The organism is Hyalangium versicolor (assembly GCF_020103695.1).
GTDB lineage: Bacteria > Myxococcota > Myxococcia > Myxococcales > Myxococcaceae > Hyalangium > Hyalangium versicolor.
This window is the reverse complement of sequence record NZ_JAHXBF010000009.1, coordinates 207930-226475: the sequence shown is the minus strand read 5'-3', so window position 1 is coordinate 226475 and position 18546 is coordinate 207930. Positions and strand designations below refer to the sequence as shown.

Below are 18546 nucleotides of genomic sequence, written 5' to 3'. Positions count from 1 at the left end.
GAGGTGCGGGGGCGCCTTACGAGGCGAATGCATGCGATCCTGGAGCGAGCCACTATCGATCTATGCGGAGGCACTGCCTGCGGATGTCTGGGTCCGCCTGCGCGCCATCCGCTCGCACGAAGGGCGCATCCTCGATTTCGAGTGTGTGGACACGCTGTCAGGACGGGAGCGCCAGGGGGTGCTTGGGCTGCTCCCATCGCCCGGCCAACGGTTGCTGGATGAGGCTCCGTGGGTAGGTGAATGCAGCCTCTTCGATGCCTGTGTGCGAGTCGTGGAGCGGCAAGTGCCAGAGATGGAACGCTTCGGCCGCATGACGCCCCGGGGCCTCGTCTGGCTCCAGGCCCGGCTGGCTCCCAGTGAGGGCGGCCTCACCCTCTTCCTGGAGGATTTCACCCAGCGCGCGGCGGCCGAGGGCGCACTGCGCCGGGATCGGGATCTGCTCCACGCGGTCATCGAGAGCACCACGGATGCGGTGTTCGTGAAGGATCTCATCGGGCGTTATGTCCTGCTCAACGCCGCGGCGGCGCGAGCTTTCGGCCGTCCACCCGACGAGGTGTTGGGGCGCACCGATGCGGAGCTCCTGGGCCCCGAGGCGGCGGTGGCCACCGTGGCGCATGATCGGGCGGTATTCGAATCGGGCGAGACGGCCACCTATGAGGACGCCGAGGGTGGACCTGGCTTCGGTTGCATCTGGCAGACCATCAAGGGGGTGCTCCGCCAGCCGGACGGAGCGGAGTATGGCTTGTTCGGCATCAGCCGGGACATCACCGCGCGCAAGCGGCAGGAGGATGAGCGGGAGCAGGAGGGGCACTTCCGTGAGCGCTTCATCGGCGTGCTGGGGCACGATCTGGGCAACCCGCTGGCTGCCATCCGGCTGTCCTCGGCGACCCTGCTCGCGAAGGAGTCGTTGATGCCGGAGGTGCGCCGCGTGGTGCAGCGCATCGACGGGAGCGCCGAGCGCATGGCCCGGTTGGTGAAACAGTTGCTGGACTTCACGCGGGCGCGCATGGCGGGAGGCATCCCCCTGCGCCCGAGGGATGTGGCGCTGGACGAGGTGTGCCGCCGCGTCATCTCCGAGCTGGAGCTGGTCTACGTGGACCGAAGCATCCAGCTCGAGGTGCGTGGGGACTGCCATGGCTTCTGGGACGAGGAGCGGATGGCGCAGGTGCTCTCCAACCTGGTGGCCAACGCGCTTCAGCACAGCCCGCCGGGGACGCCGGTGAGCGTGTGTCTGGAGGGCTTGGAGTCCCTGCAGCGCGTCGAGGTGCACAACGCGGGGCCTCCCATTCCGGTCTCCCTGCGCGAGCGTCTCTTCGAGCCCTTCCATCGCTCCGAGAGCGCCAGCAAGCCCTCCCGGGGTGGGTTGGGGCTGGGGCTCTACATCGTCGCGCAGATCATCCAGGCGCATGGTGGGAGCGTGGAGGTCTCCTCCACGCACGCGGAGGGCACCAGCTTCGTGCTGATGCTCCCGCGCTCGGTGCCGGCGCCGGGAGGTACGGTGGAGGACACCTCGTCCGAGCTGGAGCACCCCGGCGAGAGGTGTGCCTAGCCGGCTCACACCCGCGTGTCGCCCAGGTGGATGGGGTGCCCGCAGAGCAGCATGGTGGTGCGCAGCATGCGCTCGGCGCTCAGCCGCTGCAGCTCCTTGTACAGCGCCGGGTGGCGCGGCAGCAGTTGGTCGAGCGTCGCCCGCTCCAGCTTCAGCAGCAGGCACGGCGTCTGGGCCCGGACCGAGGCCGTGGCCAGCCTGCTGCGCAGCAGGGAAATCTCCCCGAAGACAGCCCCCTCGGCCATGTCCGGGTAGGGCGTCTCGTTGCCGTCCACGTGGTGGTGGAAGACGGCGCAGCGGCCGCGCAGTACGAGGAAGAGGGTGTGGCCCTGCTGTCCGCGGGAGATGATCTCCTCGCCTGCCTTGACCGAGATGGGGGTGAAGGAGGCCGCCACGTTCTGCCGCAGCGGCTCCGGCCAGCCGGCGAAGAGCGGGTTGCTGCGCAGCACGTTGGCCAGCAGCCGCTCCTGGTAGAGCTGCTGGATGATCTCGGCCAGCTGGGGGTAGCGCGTGGCGATGTTCTCCATGCGCTCACGGGTGAACTCCAGCAGCACCGTGTCCTCCATGGCCACCACGCTGGAGAGCCTAGGCCCCTCGCACAGGAGCGCCATCTCCCCGAAGAGCTCTCCCTCGCCCAGCGAGGCCAGGATGAGGGGTTGGCCCTGCTCTCCCTGGCGCACCACGCTCACCGAGCCCTCGACGATCATGAACATGGAGCTGCCCGGGGTGCCCTCGCGGACGATGAACTCACCCGGCTTGTACTGGCGCCGTTCCACGCCGGCCAGCACCTCCAGGAACACCTCCCGGCCCAGGGAGGAGAAGAAGGGAATGGTGGGCAGGGACTCGGCCTCCCGGGAGTCGCGGGCCCGCTTGAGGCCCGGAGGAAGGGCCACGGGCCTCCCCGCGGTGCCCACCTGGCCGCGAGGCTGCTCGCGCCGGGTGTGGAGGTTCGCCAGCAGCGCCTGGGTCCGGGTGTGGTTCGGATCGAGCTGGAGGATGGCCTTGCACATGGCGATGGCGCGCAGCAACCAGCCCGTCTTCGCCCAGGTCTCCGCCACCACCTCGTACTCGGCGATGGCCTCACGCGTGCGGCCCAGCCGCTGGAGGATCTCGGCGACCTTCTGCCGCCACAGGGGCTCGCCCGGCGTGGCCACCGCCACCGATTGGAAGAGCTTGAGCGCTTCCTCCAGCTCTCCCTGGGCGAGCAGCGAGGTGGCCTTGTCCTTGGCGCGGCGCAGCAGGGAGCTGGACACGCTCTCGGCGTCGCGGTCGGCGAGTTGCCGTGAGGTGGTTGCGCGGTGGCTCAAGGAGCGCTCGAAAGCAGAGCGGGAGTCCTGCGAAGCAATGGACAGCTGGCGAAGGGGGCGGGACATGTTCAGCTCCACGGGTTCGGGGTTGAATGGCGTTACCGTAGAACTTGCTGCCCGAAGCTGCTGTGAGGCGGTTCACAGCCCGAGAGTGAGTTCGCGCACAGTCATCGCGTGTGGCAACGACAATCATGGTCCTTATTCTCACCAGGCCCTACGCCAGTCAGGCAGGATGGAGAAAGTGAAGCCATGTCCTACGCACCGCTTCTGTCCAACATTTCCATCTTCGAGAACCTCCAATCCGAGGAGTTGGAGCATCTGTCCACCCTCCTGCGCTCCCGGCGCTATGCGAAAGGAGAGGTCATCTTCCACCAGGGGGATGTGGGCACGGCGCTCTACATCCTTCGCAAAGGGCAGGTGAACATCCGCCTCAGCTCCGAGGATGGAAAGGAAGTCATTCTGGCATTGCTGGATCGCGGAGATGTCTTTGGCGAGCTGGCGCTGCTGGATGACGAGCCCCGCTCCACGGATGCGGTGGCGCGCGAAGAGGTGGACCTGCTGAGCCTTCAGCGGGAGGACTTCCGGAAGTTCCTCGAGGCGCGTCCTCAGGTGGCCATGAAGTTGCTGTCGGCGCTGAGCCGGCTGGTCCGGCGCGTCACGCAGCTCGTGCATGACACGACCTTCCTGGATGCGCGCACACGCTTGGTCCGGGTGCTGCTCGATCTGGCGGAGAACCAGGGCCGGCCTGGAGCCGAGGGAGTGGTCATCACGCAGAAGCTGACCCAGTCGGAGCTGGCCAACCTGTGCGGCCTCACCCGGGAGAGCACCAACAAGTGGCTCCGCTTCTACGTCCGCGAGGGCCTGCTCTCCTACGAGGGGGGACAGATCACCCTGGTCCGCCCCGAGCGGTTGGGCCAGGAGGCGGAGTAGGCCAGCCGGGGCAGCGGGCCTTTCCGCCGCTCAGCGGACGGGACGGGCCTTCCAGTCCACCCGGTACAGGGTGAGGGGATCCTTCTTGCCCTTCACCTGAACGGGGGCCAGCTTCTCCAGGGGCCAGGAGCGCTCCTGGGTGCGCTGGAACGTGGCCTCGGCCAGGCAGATCTCCCCATCGGAGGCGGCGCTGCACACGCGGCTGGCCACGTTGGTGGCATCTCCGATGGTGGCGTACTGCAGATACTTCTCCGAGCCGATGTTGCCCGCGGCCACCCGGCCCGTGTTCAGCCCCACGTGGATCTGCAGCTCCGGCTTGCCCTGCGACTTCCAGCGCGCATTCATGTCCGCCAGCGCGTGCTGCATCTCCACCGCCGCGCGCAGCGCCCGGTCCGCGTCGTCGGGCTGGGGGAACGGCGCGCCCCAGATGGCCATCAGCGCGTCGCCGATATACTTCTCCAACGTCCCCTCGTGACGGAAGACGATGTCCGCCATCACCGGGAAGTACTCGTTGAGCAGATCCATCACCTGCATGGGGTGTAGGGTGGAGGACAGCGAGGTGAAGCCGCTGATGTCCGAGAAGAGGACCGTCACCTCCGTCTCGACGCGCTCCAGGGGCGCGCCGCGGGTGCTCTCGAGCTTCTTGATGACGGGGGCGGGGAAGAAGCGCAGGTAGGTGTTGCGCAGCACCGCCTCGTCCGCGAGCCGCTGCGAGAGCATCGAGTTCTCCAGGGCGATGGCGGCCTGGTTGGCGAACGCAGTGAGGAACTCCAGGTCCTCCTGGTTGAAGCGGTTGGCCTGGGAGAGATTGTCCACGTACAGCACGCCCAGCACCTCGTTGCGAGGCTTGAGCGGCACGCACATGGAGGCGTGGATGGACTGCACCATCACCGACGAGGCCCCTTCCAGCCGTGGATCCTGCAGGGCGTCGGCGAACAGGGCGGCGACGCTCTGGTTGCGCACGTACTCGATGATCTGGTGACTGTAGAAGGGGCCGGAGGGCACCTGTCCGGACGAGAGACTCGCCACGCGCGGGCGGAGCGTGTTGTTGGAGGGGTCCACCAGGAAGATGGCCGCCCGGTCCACCTCGAGGATCTGGAAGACGAGCTGGATGATGCGCTTGAGCAGCTCGTCGATGGGACCGAGCGCGGAGAGCATCTGGGAGGCCTTGAGCAGCACCTGGAGCTTCTCGGCGGCGCGGGCATCCGTCGGGGGCGCCTGCCTCACCTTCAGGATGGAGCTGCCGGGCGTGTGCTCCGCCAGGAGCAGGTCATCCATCGACGAGGGGGAGAAGCGTGTCCGCAGCTCCTGGACATGGGTGGGCCGTGGCTCGTTGGTTTGAGCCATCAACTTGAAGGCCACCTCGCCGCAGCGGAAGGCGTCTCCCGGGCGGAGCTCACAGGGAGTCGCCACCCGGGTGTCGCTGAGGAAGGTGCCATTCTTGCTGTTCAGGTCGGTCAGCAGCACCCGCTCGCCGTTGCGCTCCAGCCGCGCGTGGCGGCGTGACAGGCTGGCGTGGAGCACGCAGACGCTGTTCTCCTCGGTGCGGCCGATGGTGGTCTGCCCCTCGGGCAGCGGAACCACCCGCTCCGAGACGAGGCCGGGATTCATGATGAGCCACATGCGTCCTCCGGGGGCCTACGCGAGGCCAGGGAGAAGAGGGTGAGCGCCTCGATGCGAGAAAGAGGCTGATCAGGCTTCCTTGTTCGGAGCGGCTCCGGACGCGGCCATGAGAGGGGCGTCCACGCTCGGCCTGGGTTCGGCGGCGGAGGCCGTGGAATCCGCGGGATTGATCCCCTGCTCTCGCCGGCCGACCACCTCGTAGAGAGGGACCGGAGTGCCGGGGCCGGTCACCTGACGCACGCCGAGCGCCAGGCACTCGAAGTTCGCGTCGAGCCGTGTACCGACCTCTTCGCGCACGAGGATCTGATCCTTGCCGGCCACGGAGGCCAGCCAGGCGGCCGTGTTCACCACGTCTCCGAGCACGGTGTAGTCCAGCCGGCCCAGCGCGCGTGCCCCGATGCTGCCCGAGAGCAGCTCGCCCGAGTCCAGGCCGATGCAGACGCCGTGGGCATAGGGAGACTTGTCTCCGCCACGGAAGGCCATGGCGCGCAGTTGCTGGCGGGCCGACAGGCAGGCGTCCAGCGCCCGGCCCAGGTGTCCCGGGCCTCGGAACACGGCCATCACCGCGTCCCCGATGAACTTGTCCACCATGCCGCCTCGAGAGGTCAGCTCGGGGACGATGACCTCGAAGTTGGCGTTCAGCCGCTGGATGGCGGCCTCGGGCTGCTCGCTGCGGATGATGGGAGCGAAGTCCTTCATGTCGACGAAGGCCACCGTCCCCTCCACGCGCTCGCCGGTGACGCCGAGGGGCGCGCGCACCGCGGAGAGGACGCGCTCCACGACGCCGCCATGCACGAACATGCGCAGCAGATCATTCTCCTCGGTGGAGCGCAGCATGCGGCGCATCTCGCTCACATGCTTGAGCGTCTTCTCCAGGGTGGTCTTCAGGTCCTGGAAGTTGAGCGGCTTGACGAGGAAGTCGAAGGCCCCCCGGTTCATCGCCGTCCGGATGTTGCTCATGTCGCTGTAGGCCGAGACGATGATGACCTTGACGAGCGGGTGCACCTCTCCGACGCGGCCCAGGAAGGTGAGCCCGTCCATCTTCGGCATGTTCAGGTCCGAGAGGACGACGTCCGTGTCCGGGTGCTGGCGGAGCTTCTCCAGGGCCTCCTCGCCGTTGGCGGCGAAGATGAAGCTATAGATGGAGTCCTGGATCTGCTTGCGGAAGCGCTGCTGCATCACCAGCGCCATGTCCGGCTCGTCATCTACTACGAGGATCTTCGCGGGACGGGTGGGCTTGCCCGAGATGACGAGCGCGGAGAAGGCGGAGGCCAGCTCTCGGGCCGAGGTGAAGCGATTGGAGGGCTCCGCGGCGAGCGCGCGAGCGAAGAAGGCATCCGTCTCGGCGCCCAATTCGGGCACCACGCTGGAGGGAGGCGTGAGAGAGGCGGAGCCGCCCGTGCGCAGGGTATCGAGCGCATCCGCGGGGAAGGGGAACTGGCCGGTGAGCAGCCGGTACAGCACGACGCCCAGGGACCAGAGATCGCTGCGTGGAGACAGGGCGAGCTGGCCGCGCATCTGCTCCGGGCTCATGTAGCGGGGCGTGCCCGCCAGCTCATGGGTATCGGGGGGCGTGTCGGTGCCCGTGTCCAGCAGGGCCAGCCCGAAGTCGAGCACCTTGATCACCTCTTCGCCGTCGATGCGGGCCAGGAAGAGGTTGGCGGGCTTGAGATCTCGGTGGATGACGCCAGCGGCGTGAGCCGCGGTCAGCGCCTTCGCCACCTGGTTGAGCAGGGGGACCACCGCGGCGGGGGCGAGCCGCTGGCGCCGCTCCAGGAGCGCCTCGAGATCCTCGCCCTCGAGCAGCTCCATGACGAGGTACGGCATGTCGCCGTCGATGCCGTAGTCATGGATCTGCACCACGTGCGGGTTGTGGACGCGGGCAACGGCCTTGGCCTCCTGCGCGAAGCGCTGCCGGGCCGCGGGCGAAGAGACTCGATGCGAAGCCAGCAGCTTGAGCGCCACGCGCCGCTGCAATTGCTCATCGAGCGCCAGCCAGATGGTGCCCATGCCACCACCGGCGATCGTTCGCTCCTTGATGTACCTGCCGCCGATGGGGCGTTCGGTCATGCTCCCTACCCGTAGCCAAGGCCATGGCTCCCAAGGGGGGACCTGGGAGAGCCCGGCTCGTTATTTTCAGTGGGCCCAAATCCTATCGTGAGGGTTGTTGGTTTTAGAACTGCCCTGGGCGACACTTTCGAACCGTTACCGCATGACGGTAATGGCTCATACGCTGGGTGACATCTCAACGCGTTGGGTCGTTCCGCCACTCCACACGGTAGAGGGTCAGGGGCTCTTGCTTGCCCTTGACCTGCACGGGAGGCAGCTGCGTCAGCGGCCAGGCGCGCTCCTGGATGCGCGCGAAGGTCGCCTCGGACACGCGGATCTCTCCTGGCGGTGTGGCATCACAGATACGGCTGGCCACATTGGTGGCATCTCCAATGGTGGCGTACTGCAAGTATTGCTCCGAACCGATGTTGCCCGCGGCCACCCGGCCCGTGTTCAGCCCCACGTGGATCTTCAGCTCCGGCTTGCCCTCGGCCCGCCAGCGCGCGTTCAGGTCCGCCAGCGAGCGTTGCATCTCCACCGCCGCGCGCAGCGCCCGGTCCGCGTCCTCGGGCTGCGAGAAGGGCGCGCCCCACACGGCCATCAGCGCGTCGCCGATGTACTTCTCCAACGTACCCTCATAGCGGAAGACGATGTCCACCATGGTGGGGAAGTACTCGTTGAGCAGGTCCACCACCTGCCGCGGGTGCAGCGTCGAGGACAGCGAGGTGAAGCCGCTGATGTCTGAGAAGAGGACTGTCACCTCTGTCTCGACGATGCCCAATTGAGCCCGGCGCTCGCTTTGTAACTTCTTGATGACTGCGGGCGGGAAGAAACGCAGGTAGGCATTGCGCAGCACCGCCTCCTCGGCCAGCCGCTGCGAGAGCATCGAGTTCTCCAAGGCAATCGCGGCCTGGTTGCCGAAGGCGGTGAGGAACTCGAGATCCTCCTCGGTGAAGCGATTGGCCTGGGCCAGGTTGTCCACGTACAGCACGCCCAGCACCTCATCCTGGGGCTTGAGCGGCACGCACATGGCCGAGCGGATGGATTGCAGCATCACCGAGTTGGCCCCATCCAGCCGCGGATCCTCGCGCGCGTCTCCGAAGAGCGCCGCCACGCTGTGGTGCCGCACGTACTCCACCACGTGCTGGCTGTAGAAGGAGCCCGAGGGCAGCTCGCCCGTGGACAGTCGCGCCACCCGGGGGCGCAGCGTGCCCGTCGTCGGATCCACCAGGAGGATGGCCACCCGGTCCACCTCGAGGATCTGGAACACCAGGCGCAGCACCCGCTCCAGCAGCCCGTCGATGGGGCCCGGCGAGGACAGCATCTGGCTGACCTTCAGGAGCACCCGCAGCTTCTCCGAGGAGCGGACATCCGCCTCGCGGTCGGGCTTCACCCTCAGCGCCGAGGCGCTCCCGGGCGCGCGGTTCAGCTCCAGCAACTCCTCCATGGAGAGCGGCGAGAAGCGCGTCTTCAGGGCCTGCACGTGCGTGGGCTCGAAGGCGCCCGGCGTGGCCACCAGCTTGAACGTCACATCTCCGCACTGGAAGGAGTCCCCGTCGTGCAGCGAGAAGCGGTCCACCCGCACGCCGTTGACGAGCGTCCCGTTCTTGCTGCCCAGATCCACGAGGACGATTCGGTCGCCTTCCCGCTCCAGCCGCGCGTGCTTGCGCGAGAGGCTCATGTGGAGCACCCGGACGGTGTTCTCATCCGTCCGACCGATGGTCGTGTGCCCTTCCGGCACCGGGTGCTGCTGCTCGTCGAGCAGTCCTGGGTTTACGATCAGCCACATGCGCGCACTATGGTAGCAGCCAGTGGCGCCACCGCCGGTTCCTGGCGACGCTTCACTGCCGCTCGGAGCTTCCCGCCTGGCGGCTCAGGGTGCAACAGGGCTGTGCGAAGGATCAGCGTCCGCGCAGCGCCGCGATGCGCAGGCGGAGCACGTCGTCCCGTCCGCCCGGATCCACCAGCTCCAGGGCGGCGCGCGGGGTGAGGCCTCGGTACTCCTCCTCATCGTCCTCGTCGTCGTCCTTGCCGTCCTTGTCGTCATCCCCTTCGGGCAGCGCCTGGGGCCGGGCCATGCGGGGCTGGATGCTCGGCTGACTCAGCGCGTCCGCCCGGGAGGCGGAGAAGAGGGTCATCAGCGACAGGACGAAGAGCAGGGCAACGGCAAGGGTCTTCATGGGGGGACGGCTCCGTGCGGGCTACATGAGGGTCAACGGCCCGTCCTCCCCTCTATTCATCCGCCGCCTACTTGGCAGGCGCCGACAGGCCGCGGATGTACTTCACCAGCGCGTCGATCTGTTCGGGGGTGAGCTTGTCCTTGAACGCCTTCATCTTGGCGTTCTCCTTCGAGCCGTTGGTGATGTTGTCCTTGATGACCTCGTCCGAGTGCTTCTTCTGCCAGTCGGCGTTGGTGAAGTCGGGGATCTTCTCCTTCTCCCCCATCTTGGTCTTCGCCTTCCCGTCCTCCCCATGACAGCTCTTGCACTTGGCCTTCCACACGTCGGCCGGAGTGTCCTCGGCATACACGGTGGCGGAGAGAGAGAGGGCCAACACGAGGGCAAACCGCGTCTTCATGGTTACTGCCTCCACTGCGTGCTACGGGTGAAAGACTGACGGGTGGGACGCCCCCGGCTACGGAAACTTCAAGGGTTGCGCAGCCTGCGAGTGCAGCCACGCCGTCACCGCCTGGAGCTCCTCTTCGGGTAGGCGCAAGTGGTCGAAGGTCTCCATCTCGTTCATGTCGCCGAAGAACCGCTCGGCCTTGGGGTTGCGGATGAAGGCGTAGGTCCACTCGCGAGAGCCCCAGCCCTTGAGGTCCGGCGCCAGGCCGCTGCCCACTCCGTCCAGCGAGTGGCAGCTGCCGCAGCCTTCCGAGTCGAAGAGCCCCTCGCCCTTCTTGGCGAGCGCGTCCGTCACGTCTGGCCGACCGCCCTGCGAGTAGAGGAACTCGGTGAGGGCGTCCGCGGACTCCTGGGGGCCGGTGAACGGCTCCATGTCGTCGATCTTCGTGTTGCCGAAGAAGTGCGGGGCGCGAGGGTTGCGCAGGAAGCGGGAGATCCACGCGCGCGAGCCGTAGCCCTCCAGGCACGGGCTGCCCTTGTAGGGCTGGGCGTCGCAAGCAGAGTGGCACTTCTGGCACTGCGAGACGATGACGCGGTGGCCCCAGACGATGGGATCGTTCCGGTACAGGTTCAGCGGGCCGGAGGCGGGCACGCCGCCCATGGAGGCCAGGCGCCGGGCCTCCTGTGCCTGCGCGTGGGCAGCCTCGGCCAGGGTGGCGACCGCGGGATCGTTCTGATCCGAGCGCACCGCCAGCGCGCCCAGCCCGCCCACGCCCATCAGCCCCACGGTGAGGGCCACGGCGAGCACCCGGTGAATGCTCGGGATGCGGCGCGAGAGCGCGGCGTGGATGAAGGGCAGGCCGGCCAGGAAGCCCATGGCCACGCCGGGGAGGATGAGGGTGCCCACCAACTCGGCGCCACCCTCGAAGTACTTGAGCAGCTGGAAGAGCGGGAGGAAGTACCACTCGGGGCGGGCCAGGTACTGCGAGGACGGATCGGCCGGGGCCTCGAGCGGCGCACCGTGGCGCAGCGCGAGGTAGAAGATGAGCCCCACGCCCGCCGCGGACACGACGGTGTCGTAGAGCAACTGCCGCGGGTAGAAGGGCTCCGCCGTGCGCTTCAGCTCCTCGGCGGGCAGGTCCGGCGGGGTGACGCCGTGCTTGCGGAACAGCGCCACGTGCACGGCGATGACCGAGAAGAGGGCCGCCGGCAGAAGGATGACGTGGAGCGTGTGGAAGCGGGTGAGGGTGAGGTTGCCGTAGGAGCTGCCACCCTGGAGGAACATCTGCAGCTTGGGGCCCACCACGGGCACCGTGCCGGCGATGGAGGTGGCCACCTGCGTGGCCCAGTAGCCCTTCTGGTCCCACGGCAGCAGGTAGCCGGTGAGGGCCAGCCCGAGGATGACCTGGAACAGGACGAAGCCGGCCAGCCAGTTCATCTCGCGAGGGGCTCGGAAGGCGCCGGCCCACAGCGTCTGCAACAGGTGCAGCGCCACGGCGACGACGATGGCCGAGGCACCCCAGTGGTGGATGCCGCGCAGCAGCGAGCCCAGCACCACCTGCGTCTCGATGTAGTTCACCGAGGCCCACGCATCCGTGGTGGACGGGCTGTAGTACAGCTCCAGCGCGATGCCGGTGACCGCCTGCACCATGATGAGCACGGTGACGGCCGAACCGAACACGTAGCGCCAGCGGGCGCCGCCCGGGACGACTTCATTCAGCGCATGGCCCAGCAGGGCGCGGTAGCCGGTACGGGAGTCCAGCCATGCGTCGAGGCGTTTGATCATGGTGGGTCTCACACCGTCTCGCGCTCAGGGATGCCCTGCTTGAAGCGCTTGTAGTGGATGAGCACTTCCTTGCCGCGCACCTCCACGGTGAGCGGATCCAGGCCGCGAGGCGCGGGGCCCGCCTGGTACTTCCCGTCCATGGTGAAGGCGGAGGTGTGGCACGGGCAGGCATAGAGGTTGCGCTGCTTGTCCAGGTTCACGCCGCAGCCCAGGTGGGGGCAGATGGTGGAGAACGCGGTGAAGGTGTCATCCGCGTTGCGCGTCACCCAGGCGGCGCCCACGGTGGTGGCATCGGATCGGCTCCACGCGTCAGTGACGGAGCGGATGAGTTCGACGCGGCGCGGCACCCCCACGGGGAACTCGGAGATGCTGCCCACGGGGATGGGGGCATCCGCGGCTCCGGAGCTGGGGGCGGCGCGCAGAGGGGAGAACAGACTGCCCAGCACGGGTACGGAGGCGAGCGCCGCGATGGCGCCTCCCAGCAGCACGGTCAGGGCACCGAGGAAGCCTCGGCGGGTCGGGGGAGTAGAGGTAGGCTCGGACATGCCGCAAAGCAGTATAGGGGCGTGTTCACGGATGAACCATTGATTGGTCCCGTGGGGCAATTCGCCCCAGTCTCCAGGTGTGACTCCGGTTGACTCGGGCTCCAGGGGTGCTGGCTAGATGACCCCCGGTCATGGACGGCGGTTCGGCCGGAGGTGGAGCCGTTCGCCAGGGGACAGTGGCTTCGCGCGCGCTGCCGTTGCGATCCGGAGTGACTACTTCTCCTCGCAGACCGAATCGCGGGCGGGGTGGGGGAATGGTGGGGCGGGTGAGGATTCTGGGCGGGGCCCTGTTGCTGGCCTCGTGTGTGGTGCTGGTGCAGTGCAGTGCTTCCTCTTCGGGTGGGAGTGAGGACGGCGCGGAGAAGCCCACCGTGCCGTTGCCTCCCATTCCGATTCCGCCGTTCCCCATGCCTGGGGAGCCGGGGGACGGAGGGACATCCACGCCGGATGCGGGCACGCCGGATGCGGGCACGCCGGATGCGGGCACGCCGGATGCGGGTACTCCCGAATCGCCACATGCCACGCTCTGCGCGCCGGACGCAGGCGCTCGCCGATGGCTGCTCGAGGGCGAGACGGTGAGCGTCACGCTGCGCTGCGCGAAGGGGCTCACCGGGCCGGACGTGCGCTTCACGGTGTCACCGTTGCCCGCTGGGGCCACCCTGGACGAAGCCACCGGCACCTTCCGTTGGACGCCGGGCAAGGATCAGGCGGCCGTGTGGACGCTGACCGTCACCGAGCGCTCCACCGGAGAGACGGGGACGCTCGAGGTGGGCGTGGTGGACAACTGGCAGGCTCCGGGCAACGTGCCCATCGTCGACCCGGCGAAGTACACCGAGGAGTACGGGCTGCCCGTCTTCCACCTCTCCTTCGAGGGCCAGCTCACCGCGGGAGGCTATCGCCCGGCGGAGCTCGTCTACCGCGGGCACCACTTCACCTTCGAGGCCAAGTACCGGGGCGCCACCTCCAGTGTGTTCCCCAAGCGCAGCCTCACGTTCAAGTTCCCCGACGATGACTTGTTCAACGAGCCCATCCAGGCGGGGGGCAGCTTCCAGGCTCGGAAACGGGTGGTGCTGATCACCTCGTTCAACGACAACTCGTACCTGCGGCCGAGGCTCGCCTTTGATCTGTGGAACCGCATGTCGCCGGACCACATCCAGATCAAGACGTACAGCGCGGTGGTTTACAGGAATGGGAGCTACTGGGGCATCTTCACCGTGGCCGAGCACGTCGACGACGACCTGATGGAGCGCCACGGCCTGTCCAAGAAGGGCGACCTCTTCAAGGCCGTGGACGCCGACGCGAACTTCGCGCGGGTGGACGCGGACGGCGCTCCCAAAGAGACGCTGCACCAGGGCTTCGAGAAGAGCGAGGGCAAGCCCCCCGAGGGCTGGCCCGGTGACTTCGACGGGCTGGATGCGCTCACGACCTTCGTCGCCGACTCGCCGGGGGATGGTTTCCGCCAGGGGCGCGACGCGCTCATGAATGCCCGGGACTATGAGGACTGGTGGATCTTCAACACGCTCATCGTTGGCACGGACTCGAGCGCCAAGAACGCCTACCACTACCAGGCCCGCGAGCCGAGCAGCCCCACCCGCTTCATTCCGTGGGACCTCGACGCCAGCTTCGGCCAGGGCTGGGACACCCGGCGCCGCCCGTTCAACGAGATGCTGGACTTCAAGAGCAACAACCTGATCTTCGCCCGTCAGCTGGATGATCCCGCCATCTCCGGGCCCATGCGCGAGCGCTACCAGCAGTTGCTGCACGGCCCGCTGTCCAAGGCGGAGGTGCTCCAGCTCATCGACGGGTACGTGGCCGAGATCGACTCCGCGGTCAGACGCGACGAGGCCAGATGGGGCCAGCAGTACCGCACCTTCACCCGCTGGGCCGATCGCACCGACTTCACCACCTATTCGCAGGAGGTCGATTACCTCCGCCAGTGGGTGGACCAGCGCTGGGATTTGCTGGAGCACCGGCTGCCGTGAGCCGGGCTCCACGCCGCTGAACGGGCGCCAGGGGGAAAGGTCTCGCGGACCTCCCCCTGCCGCCTCGGCTCACTTCGCGTAGGTGACGACGTCCTCGCGCACCTTGCTGACGATGCCCTCCCAGTTGCCGTTGGCGCCGTGCGAGTAGCTCTCGCCGTCATCGCGCAACGACACCGTGTGGTAGCTCCACTTGGCGTGGTTGCCCTCGCACGCGCCGGAGCCCGTCGTCAGATCATTGCAGAACCAGTCGGAAGGGTTGCAGTACGCCCCACCCTCGCTGCCCGCCACGCCGCCCGTCGAGTGGTAGGACACCGCCTCGTCGTCCTGCCCCGGCAGGATGCCCGAGTACACCGTGCCCTTGGCTCCCGCGAACATGTAGAACCACAGCGAGCGCGTCGTGTTGTGGTTGTACATCGCGCGCGCCGTGGTCGTGACCAGATCGCCCACGATGGCGTCACTGGTGGCCCACTCGCCGTTGTCCGCCAGCTCGCTGCCTCCGCCCGCGCCCGAGGCCACGTTCACCCAGCGGATGTTCCAGCCCGTCTGCGTGGTGCCATCCGTGTTGCCGCACACGCCGTTGGCGTCCGGGGTGGCGTTCTTCTTGTAGCGCGCGGTGGCTCCATAGAGCGCCAGCGCGTAGCCGATTTGTAGATCTCCCGCGCTGTGCACGGCGATGTAACACCAGTTGTCGCCCGTGCAGAAACAGTCCAGAGCGTCCCGGACGCGGTAGTTCTGCCCGCCGATCTTCTGCCGCCCATCCCAGTTCACGGCTTTCTTGTTCACGCCCGCGGCGGTGGAGCTGGGGCCCCAGTTGGAGAAGTCCGCGTAGTTGCCCGGCTTCGTCCCACCGCCGTTCTTGCCGTGGATCCACAGCGTGTAGTTGGTGGCCTGGGCCTGCGGTGCCGCCAGGACGGTGGCGGCGAGGGTGACGGCGAGCGCCGCGCGTACAGCCAATTTCATAGGAACTCCGAGGGGATGGCGTGAGGAATCCCCGCTCGCGGAGCAGGGTTCCCCGGATTATCGGAAGGTGAGAGTCGGAGTTGCCGTGCTAGCTTGAAACAGCTGCGTTTGACCGGAGGTGTTGTCGTCCCATGGCGATGATCCAGTTCACCCGCAACTACACCGATCGCTCGAATGATCAGGGGTTCCAGTTCGAGTTCAAATGCGACAAGTGCGGCAACGGGCACATGTCCACCTTCGAGGGCAGCGCGCTGGGCATGGCGGCCAGCTTCCTGAAGGCCGCGGGCTCGTTCTTCGGTGGGGCGCTGTCCCGCGCTGCCTATGCGGGCGACCATGTGAAGGACGCGCTGCGCGGCAAGGCGTGGGACGACGCGTACGCCAACGCGGTGGAGGAGGCCAAGGGCCACTTCAAGCACTGCACCCGCTGTGGCAAGTGGGTCTGCCCGCAGGCCTGTTGGAACGAGTCCCGGAGCCTGTGCGAGGGGTGCGCGCCCAACCTCGCCGAGGAGGCCGCCCACATCCAGTCCAAGGTCGCCGTGGAGCAGGCCTGGGACAAGGCGCGCAAGGTGGACCAGGTGGAGGACCTGGACATGAAGGCCCAGAAGATGGCCGCCTGTCCCCACTGCAATGCCCGCGTCGAAGGCGGCAAGTTCTGCCCCGAGTGCGGCAAACCCCTGGCGGCCACCGCCAACTGTGGCAAATGCGGCGCCGAGATGGCCGCCAAGGCGAAGTTCTGCCCCGAATGTGGCACGGCACGCAGTTAGGGATTTCGATTTTCCCCGAATTTTAAATATTTACTGTAATCTCTACTCCCTCTCTTGGAGAGGGGGCAGTCATGCATACGAGAAGAACCCTCGCACCTGCTGTCGGGCTGGTGCAGGCGTTGGTGTTGGCAGTGGTATGGAGCTGCGGTCCGAGCGCGGAGAAGGTCGCGCCACCGCCGCCCGCTCAAGTCGAAGCGCTGGTGGCTGGAGGCGGTCCCATCATCCTCGGTGGGGATGACTTCACCGATCACGGCGAGCGCACGGACAGTGGCGAGTTGCTGAATGGGTGGTTCTACCTCCGCAAGGCGCTCGAGAGCCTGAAGGTCAACGTCAGGCGGGCGAATGATGGCACGGTGGCCCTGCTCGGCGCCGCATCGGAGAAGGAGGCCTACTGCTGCGACGCGGGATCGGCCTACGGCTACGCGGCGACCGCCGCGGGCCTGAACCCGCGGTTCTTTAATGGGCCCGAGGAGATTCACCAGTTCTTCGCGGATCTGGCCTCTGGAGCGCAGCAGCCGGCCATCCTCGTGATGGTGGGCACTGGCGCGGAGAACGACATCGAGTGGGACGAGGGCCAGGCGCTCGCCCAGCATGCCGTGGAGATCGCCAACTTCGTGAACTCGGGCGGCGGGTTGATGTCCAACGGCTATGGCCCGGACGCGTACGGATGGCTGCAGGCCCTCATCCCGGGAATCGTCGAGTCCGAGGACGCGGGCTGTGACTACTTCACGCTGCAGTTGACCACCGAGGGCGAGACGGCGTTCCCCGGGCTGACGAACTCGGACATCCAGGCGGGGCCGTGCCACAGCAGCTTCTCGGGAGACCTGGGCGGGCTGCAGGTGCTGGCCAGGGATGGCTGGGGGCGCAACATCATCCTCGGTGGCGCCTCGGCGCAGTTGCCGGGGATCATCTCCCTGGATCCCTCCTCGGTGACGTACGTGGTGGGCACCGTGAGCTCGCACACCGTCACGGCGACGGTGCGCGATGGCGAGCTCCAGCCCATCGCGGGCGCCACCGTCACCTTCCACGTGGGCCTGGGTCCGAACGCGGGTCAGTCCGGAACGGCTGTATCGAACGCCGCGGGTGAGGCCTCCTTCACCTATCCCTCGAGCGGCGTGACGGGGACGGACCTCATCACCGCCAGCTTCGTCGACCCGACGGGCACCCAGCAGACGGCGCCCACGGTCGAGGCCATCTGGACGCTGCCTCCCAACCAGGCGCCGGTGGCCCGTTGCCAGAACGTCACGGTGTCCGCGGGCGCGACGTGCGGCGCCACGGCTTCGGTGAACAACGGCTCGAGCGATCCGGATGGGGATGCCATCTCCTGCGTGCAGACTCCGGCCGGTTCGTACGGGCTGGGCTCGACCGTGGTGGCGCTCACGTGCACGGATTCGCACGGGCTCTCGTCCACGTGCACCGGCACGGTGAAGGTGGTGGACAACCAGGCCCCCGTGCTCACCTGCCCGGCCCCCATCGTGGCCGAGTGCACCGGCAACCTCTCCGCGAGGGTGTCGATTCCGGCCGCCACGCTGGTGGACAACTGCGAGGGGCAGGTCACCCTGGCGGGCGGCCCGGCCTGGTACTCGCTGGGCACGAGCTCGGTGACGTTCCGGGGCTCGGACGCCTCGGGCAACCAGGGAACGTGCACCGCTCCGGTGACGGTGCAGGACACGCAGGCGCCCACGCTGACGCTGGCGGGCCCGAGCGAGCTGGTGGTGGGCTGCGGCGGCTCGCTCACCCAGGGCGTGGTGGCCACTGACGTGTGCGGCGGCAACCTGTCCAACCAGGTGCAGGTGGTGGGCGGCGCCCCGACCCTGCCGGGCACCTACCAGGTGAGCTACAAGGTGACGGATCAGTCCGGCAACAGCGCGCAGGGCGCGCAGCGCACGGTGACCGTGCAGGCCTCCAGCGGGGACCCGAGCGTGGTGCTCAACGGCAACAGCCTCATGCAGCTGGAGTGCGGCGTGGACACCTGGGTGGACCCGAGCGCCTCGGCCACCGACGGCTGCGGTGGCCCGCTGGCGGTGCACAAGTACAACTCCGGGGATGACGACGGCGACGGCGTGCCGGGCAGCGTGGATCCGGACGACTACGGCCCGGGCCCCAACACCTCCGTCGTGGGCACCTACTCCGTGCAGTACCAGGCCTGGGATGCGGAGTGGCACATCTCGAGCGCCATCCGCACGGTGAACGTGTCCGATACGCGCGCTCCGACGCTGGCGCTCATCGGGCCGTCGCGGATCACCTTCACCTGCGGCAGCGGCAACTTCGTGGATCCGGGCGCCACGGCCTCGGACCAGTGCTACGGCGACCTCACGAAGTCGGTGCAGCGCTCTGGCTGGGTGAACTCGTGGGCCGCGGGCACGTACACGGTGACGTACACGGTGGCGGACTCGTCCGGGAACAGCGCTCCGACGCTGACCCGCACGGTGGACGTCGTCAACTGCCCCTGGTGATTCCGGCGTTCGGGCTGGGTTGGCGGTCCAC

14 protein-coding genes are annotated in these 18546 nt (G+C 67.8%); 5 read left to right on the top strand and 9 right to left on the bottom strand.

Going from position 1 to position 18546, the window contains the following annotated elements; all coding sequences use genetic code 11:
- Positions 1–31: 31 nt before the first annotated feature.
- On the top strand, positions 32–1549 hold the full coding sequence (locus KY501_RS20345; RefSeq protein WP_224364869.1) for a sensor histidine kinase: 1518 nt from the start codon (positions 32–34) through the stop codon (positions 1547–1549).
- 5 nt (positions 1550–1554) lie between these two features.
- On the opposite strand, the gene KY501_RS20340 is transcribed toward KY501_RS20345, so the two are convergent.
- Complete coding sequence (locus tag KY501_RS20340; RefSeq protein ID WP_224364868.1) at positions 1555–2922, bottom strand: cyclic nucleotide-binding domain-containing protein; 1368 nt, start codon at positions 2920–2922, stop codon at positions 1555–1557.
- A 183-nt stretch (positions 2923–3105) separates the two neighbouring features.
- Between KY501_RS20340 and KY501_RS20335 the strand changes: the two genes are divergently transcribed.
- Positions 3106–3786: a Crp/Fnr family transcriptional regulator gene (locus KY501_RS20335; RefSeq protein WP_224364867.1), complete on the top strand. Its 681-nt coding sequence runs from the start codon at positions 3106–3108 to the stop codon at positions 3784–3786.
- A gap of 30 nt (positions 3787–3816) precedes the next feature.
- Here the strand turns inward: KY501_RS20335 and KY501_RS20330 are convergent, their stop codons facing one another.
- The 7 genes from KY501_RS20330 to KY501_RS20300 form a co-directional block, all read right to left on the bottom strand.
- Entirely contained in the window at positions 3817–5409 is a 1593-nt protein-coding gene (locus KY501_RS20330) for an adenylate/guanylate cyclase domain-containing protein (RefSeq protein WP_224364866.1), read from the bottom strand.
- A gap of 69 nt (positions 5410–5478) precedes the next feature.
- Complete coding sequence (locus KY501_RS20325) at positions 5479–7479, bottom strand: protein kinase domain-containing protein (RefSeq protein WP_224364865.1); 2001 nt, start codon at positions 7477–7479, stop codon at positions 5479–5481.
- A gap of 175 nt (positions 7480–7654) precedes the next feature.
- The gene (locus tag KY501_RS20320; protein WP_224364864.1) at positions 7655–9247 is read right to left on the bottom strand and encodes an adenylate/guanylate cyclase domain-containing protein; all 1593 of its coding nucleotides are present in this window, start codon (positions 9245–9247) and stop codon (positions 7655–7657) included.
- 112 nt (positions 9248–9359) lie between these two features.
- A complete protein-coding gene (locus tag KY501_RS20315) occupies positions 9360–9638 on the bottom strand; it encodes a hypothetical protein (RefSeq protein WP_224364863.1) in 279 nt (92 codons plus the stop codon).
- A gap of 67 nt (positions 9639–9705) precedes the next feature.
- The gene (locus KY501_RS20310) at positions 9706–10035 is read right to left on the bottom strand and encodes a c-type cytochrome (RefSeq protein ID WP_224364862.1); all 330 of its coding nucleotides are present in this window, start codon (positions 10033–10035) and stop codon (positions 9706–9708) included.
- 57 nt (positions 10036–10092) lie between these two features.
- Complete coding sequence (locus KY501_RS20305; protein WP_224364861.1) at positions 10093–11808, bottom strand: cytochrome b N-terminal domain-containing protein; 1716 nt, start codon at positions 11806–11808, stop codon at positions 10093–10095.
- Positions 11809–11816: 8 nt separating this feature from the next.
- Positions 11817–12353 (bottom strand): QcrA and Rieske domain-containing protein, encoded by a 537-nt coding sequence (locus tag KY501_RS20300; RefSeq protein ID WP_224364860.1) that lies wholly within the window; start codon positions 12351–12353, stop codon positions 11817–11819.
- A 266-nt stretch (positions 12354–12619) separates the two neighbouring features.
- Here KY501_RS20300 and KY501_RS20295 point away from each other — a divergent pair, with 266 nt between their 5' ends.
- The gene (locus tag KY501_RS20295; protein ID WP_309242978.1) at positions 12620–14335 is read left to right on the top strand and encodes a CotH kinase family protein; all 1716 of its coding nucleotides are present in this window, start codon (positions 12620–12622) and stop codon (positions 14333–14335) included.
- Between the two features lie 69 nt (positions 14336–14404).
- Here the strand turns inward: KY501_RS20295 and KY501_RS20290 are convergent, their stop codons facing one another.
- Positions 14405–15295: a hypothetical protein gene (locus tag KY501_RS20290; protein ID WP_224364858.1), complete on the bottom strand. Its 891-nt coding sequence runs from the start codon at positions 15293–15295 to the stop codon at positions 14405–14407.
- Positions 15296–15426: 131 nt separating this feature from the next.
- Here KY501_RS20290 and KY501_RS20285 point away from each other — a divergent pair, with 131 nt between their 5' ends.
- Both KY501_RS20285 and KY501_RS20280 read left to right on the top strand, forming a co-directional pair.
- On the top strand, positions 15427–16059 hold the full coding sequence (locus KY501_RS20285) for a zinc ribbon domain-containing protein (RefSeq protein ID WP_224364857.1): 633 nt from the start codon (positions 15427–15429) through the stop codon (positions 16057–16059).
- Positions 16060–16130: 71 nt separating this feature from the next.
- Complete coding sequence (locus KY501_RS20280) at positions 16131–18515, top strand: DUF5011 domain-containing protein (RefSeq protein WP_224364856.1); 2385 nt, start codon at positions 16131–16133, stop codon at positions 18513–18515.
- Positions 18516–18546 lie beyond the last annotated feature (31 nt).

What these genes read in the sequence shown, in the direction of transcription:
- KY501_RS20345 (WP_224364869.1), top strand. Translation starts at nt 32, where the DNA reads ATGCGATCCTGGAGCGAGCCACTATCGATCTATGCGGAGGCACTGCCT.
- KY501_RS20340 (WP_224364868.1), bottom strand. Translation starts at nt 2,922, where the DNA reads ATGTCCCGCCCCCTTCGCCAGCTGTCCATTGCTTCGCAGGACTCCCGC.
- KY501_RS20335 (WP_224364867.1), top strand. Translation starts at nt 3,106, where the DNA reads ATGTCCTACGCACCGCTTCTGTCCAACATTTCCATCTTCGAGAACCTC.
- KY501_RS20330 (WP_224364866.1), bottom strand. Translation starts at nt 5,409, where the DNA reads ATGTGGCTCATCATGAATCCCGGCCTCGTCTCGGAGCGGGTGGTTCCG.
- KY501_RS20325 (WP_224364865.1), bottom strand. Translation starts at nt 7,479, where the DNA reads ATGACCGAACGCCCCATCGGCGGCAGGTACATCAAGGAGCGAACGATC.
- KY501_RS20320 (WP_224364864.1), bottom strand. Translation starts at nt 9,247, where the DNA reads ATGTGGCTGATCGTAAACCCAGGACTGCTCGACGAGCAGCAGCACCCG.
- KY501_RS20315 (WP_224364863.1), bottom strand. Translation starts at nt 9,638, where the DNA reads ATGAAGACCCTTGCCGTTGCCCTGCTCTTCGTCCTGTCGCTGATGACC.
- KY501_RS20310 (WP_224364862.1), bottom strand. Translation starts at nt 10,035, where the DNA reads ATGAAGACGCGGTTTGCCCTCGTGTTGGCCCTCTCTCTCTCCGCCACC.
- KY501_RS20305 (WP_224364861.1), bottom strand. Translation starts at nt 11,808, where the DNA reads ATGATCAAACGCCTCGACGCATGGCTGGACTCCCGTACCGGCTACCGC.
- KY501_RS20300 (WP_224364860.1), bottom strand. Translation starts at nt 12,353, where the DNA reads ATGTCCGAGCCTACCTCTACTCCCCCGACCCGCCGAGGCTTCCTCGGT.
- KY501_RS20290 (WP_224364858.1), bottom strand. Translation starts at nt 15,295, where the DNA reads ATGAAATTGGCTGTACGCGCGGCGCTCGCCGTCACCCTCGCCGCCACC.
- KY501_RS20285 (WP_224364857.1), top strand. Translation starts at nt 15,427, where the DNA reads ATGGCGATGATCCAGTTCACCCGCAACTACACCGATCGCTCGAATGAT.
- KY501_RS20280 (WP_224364856.1), top strand. Translation starts at nt 16,131, where the DNA reads ATGCATACGAGAAGAACCCTCGCACCTGCTGTCGGGCTGGTGCAGGCG.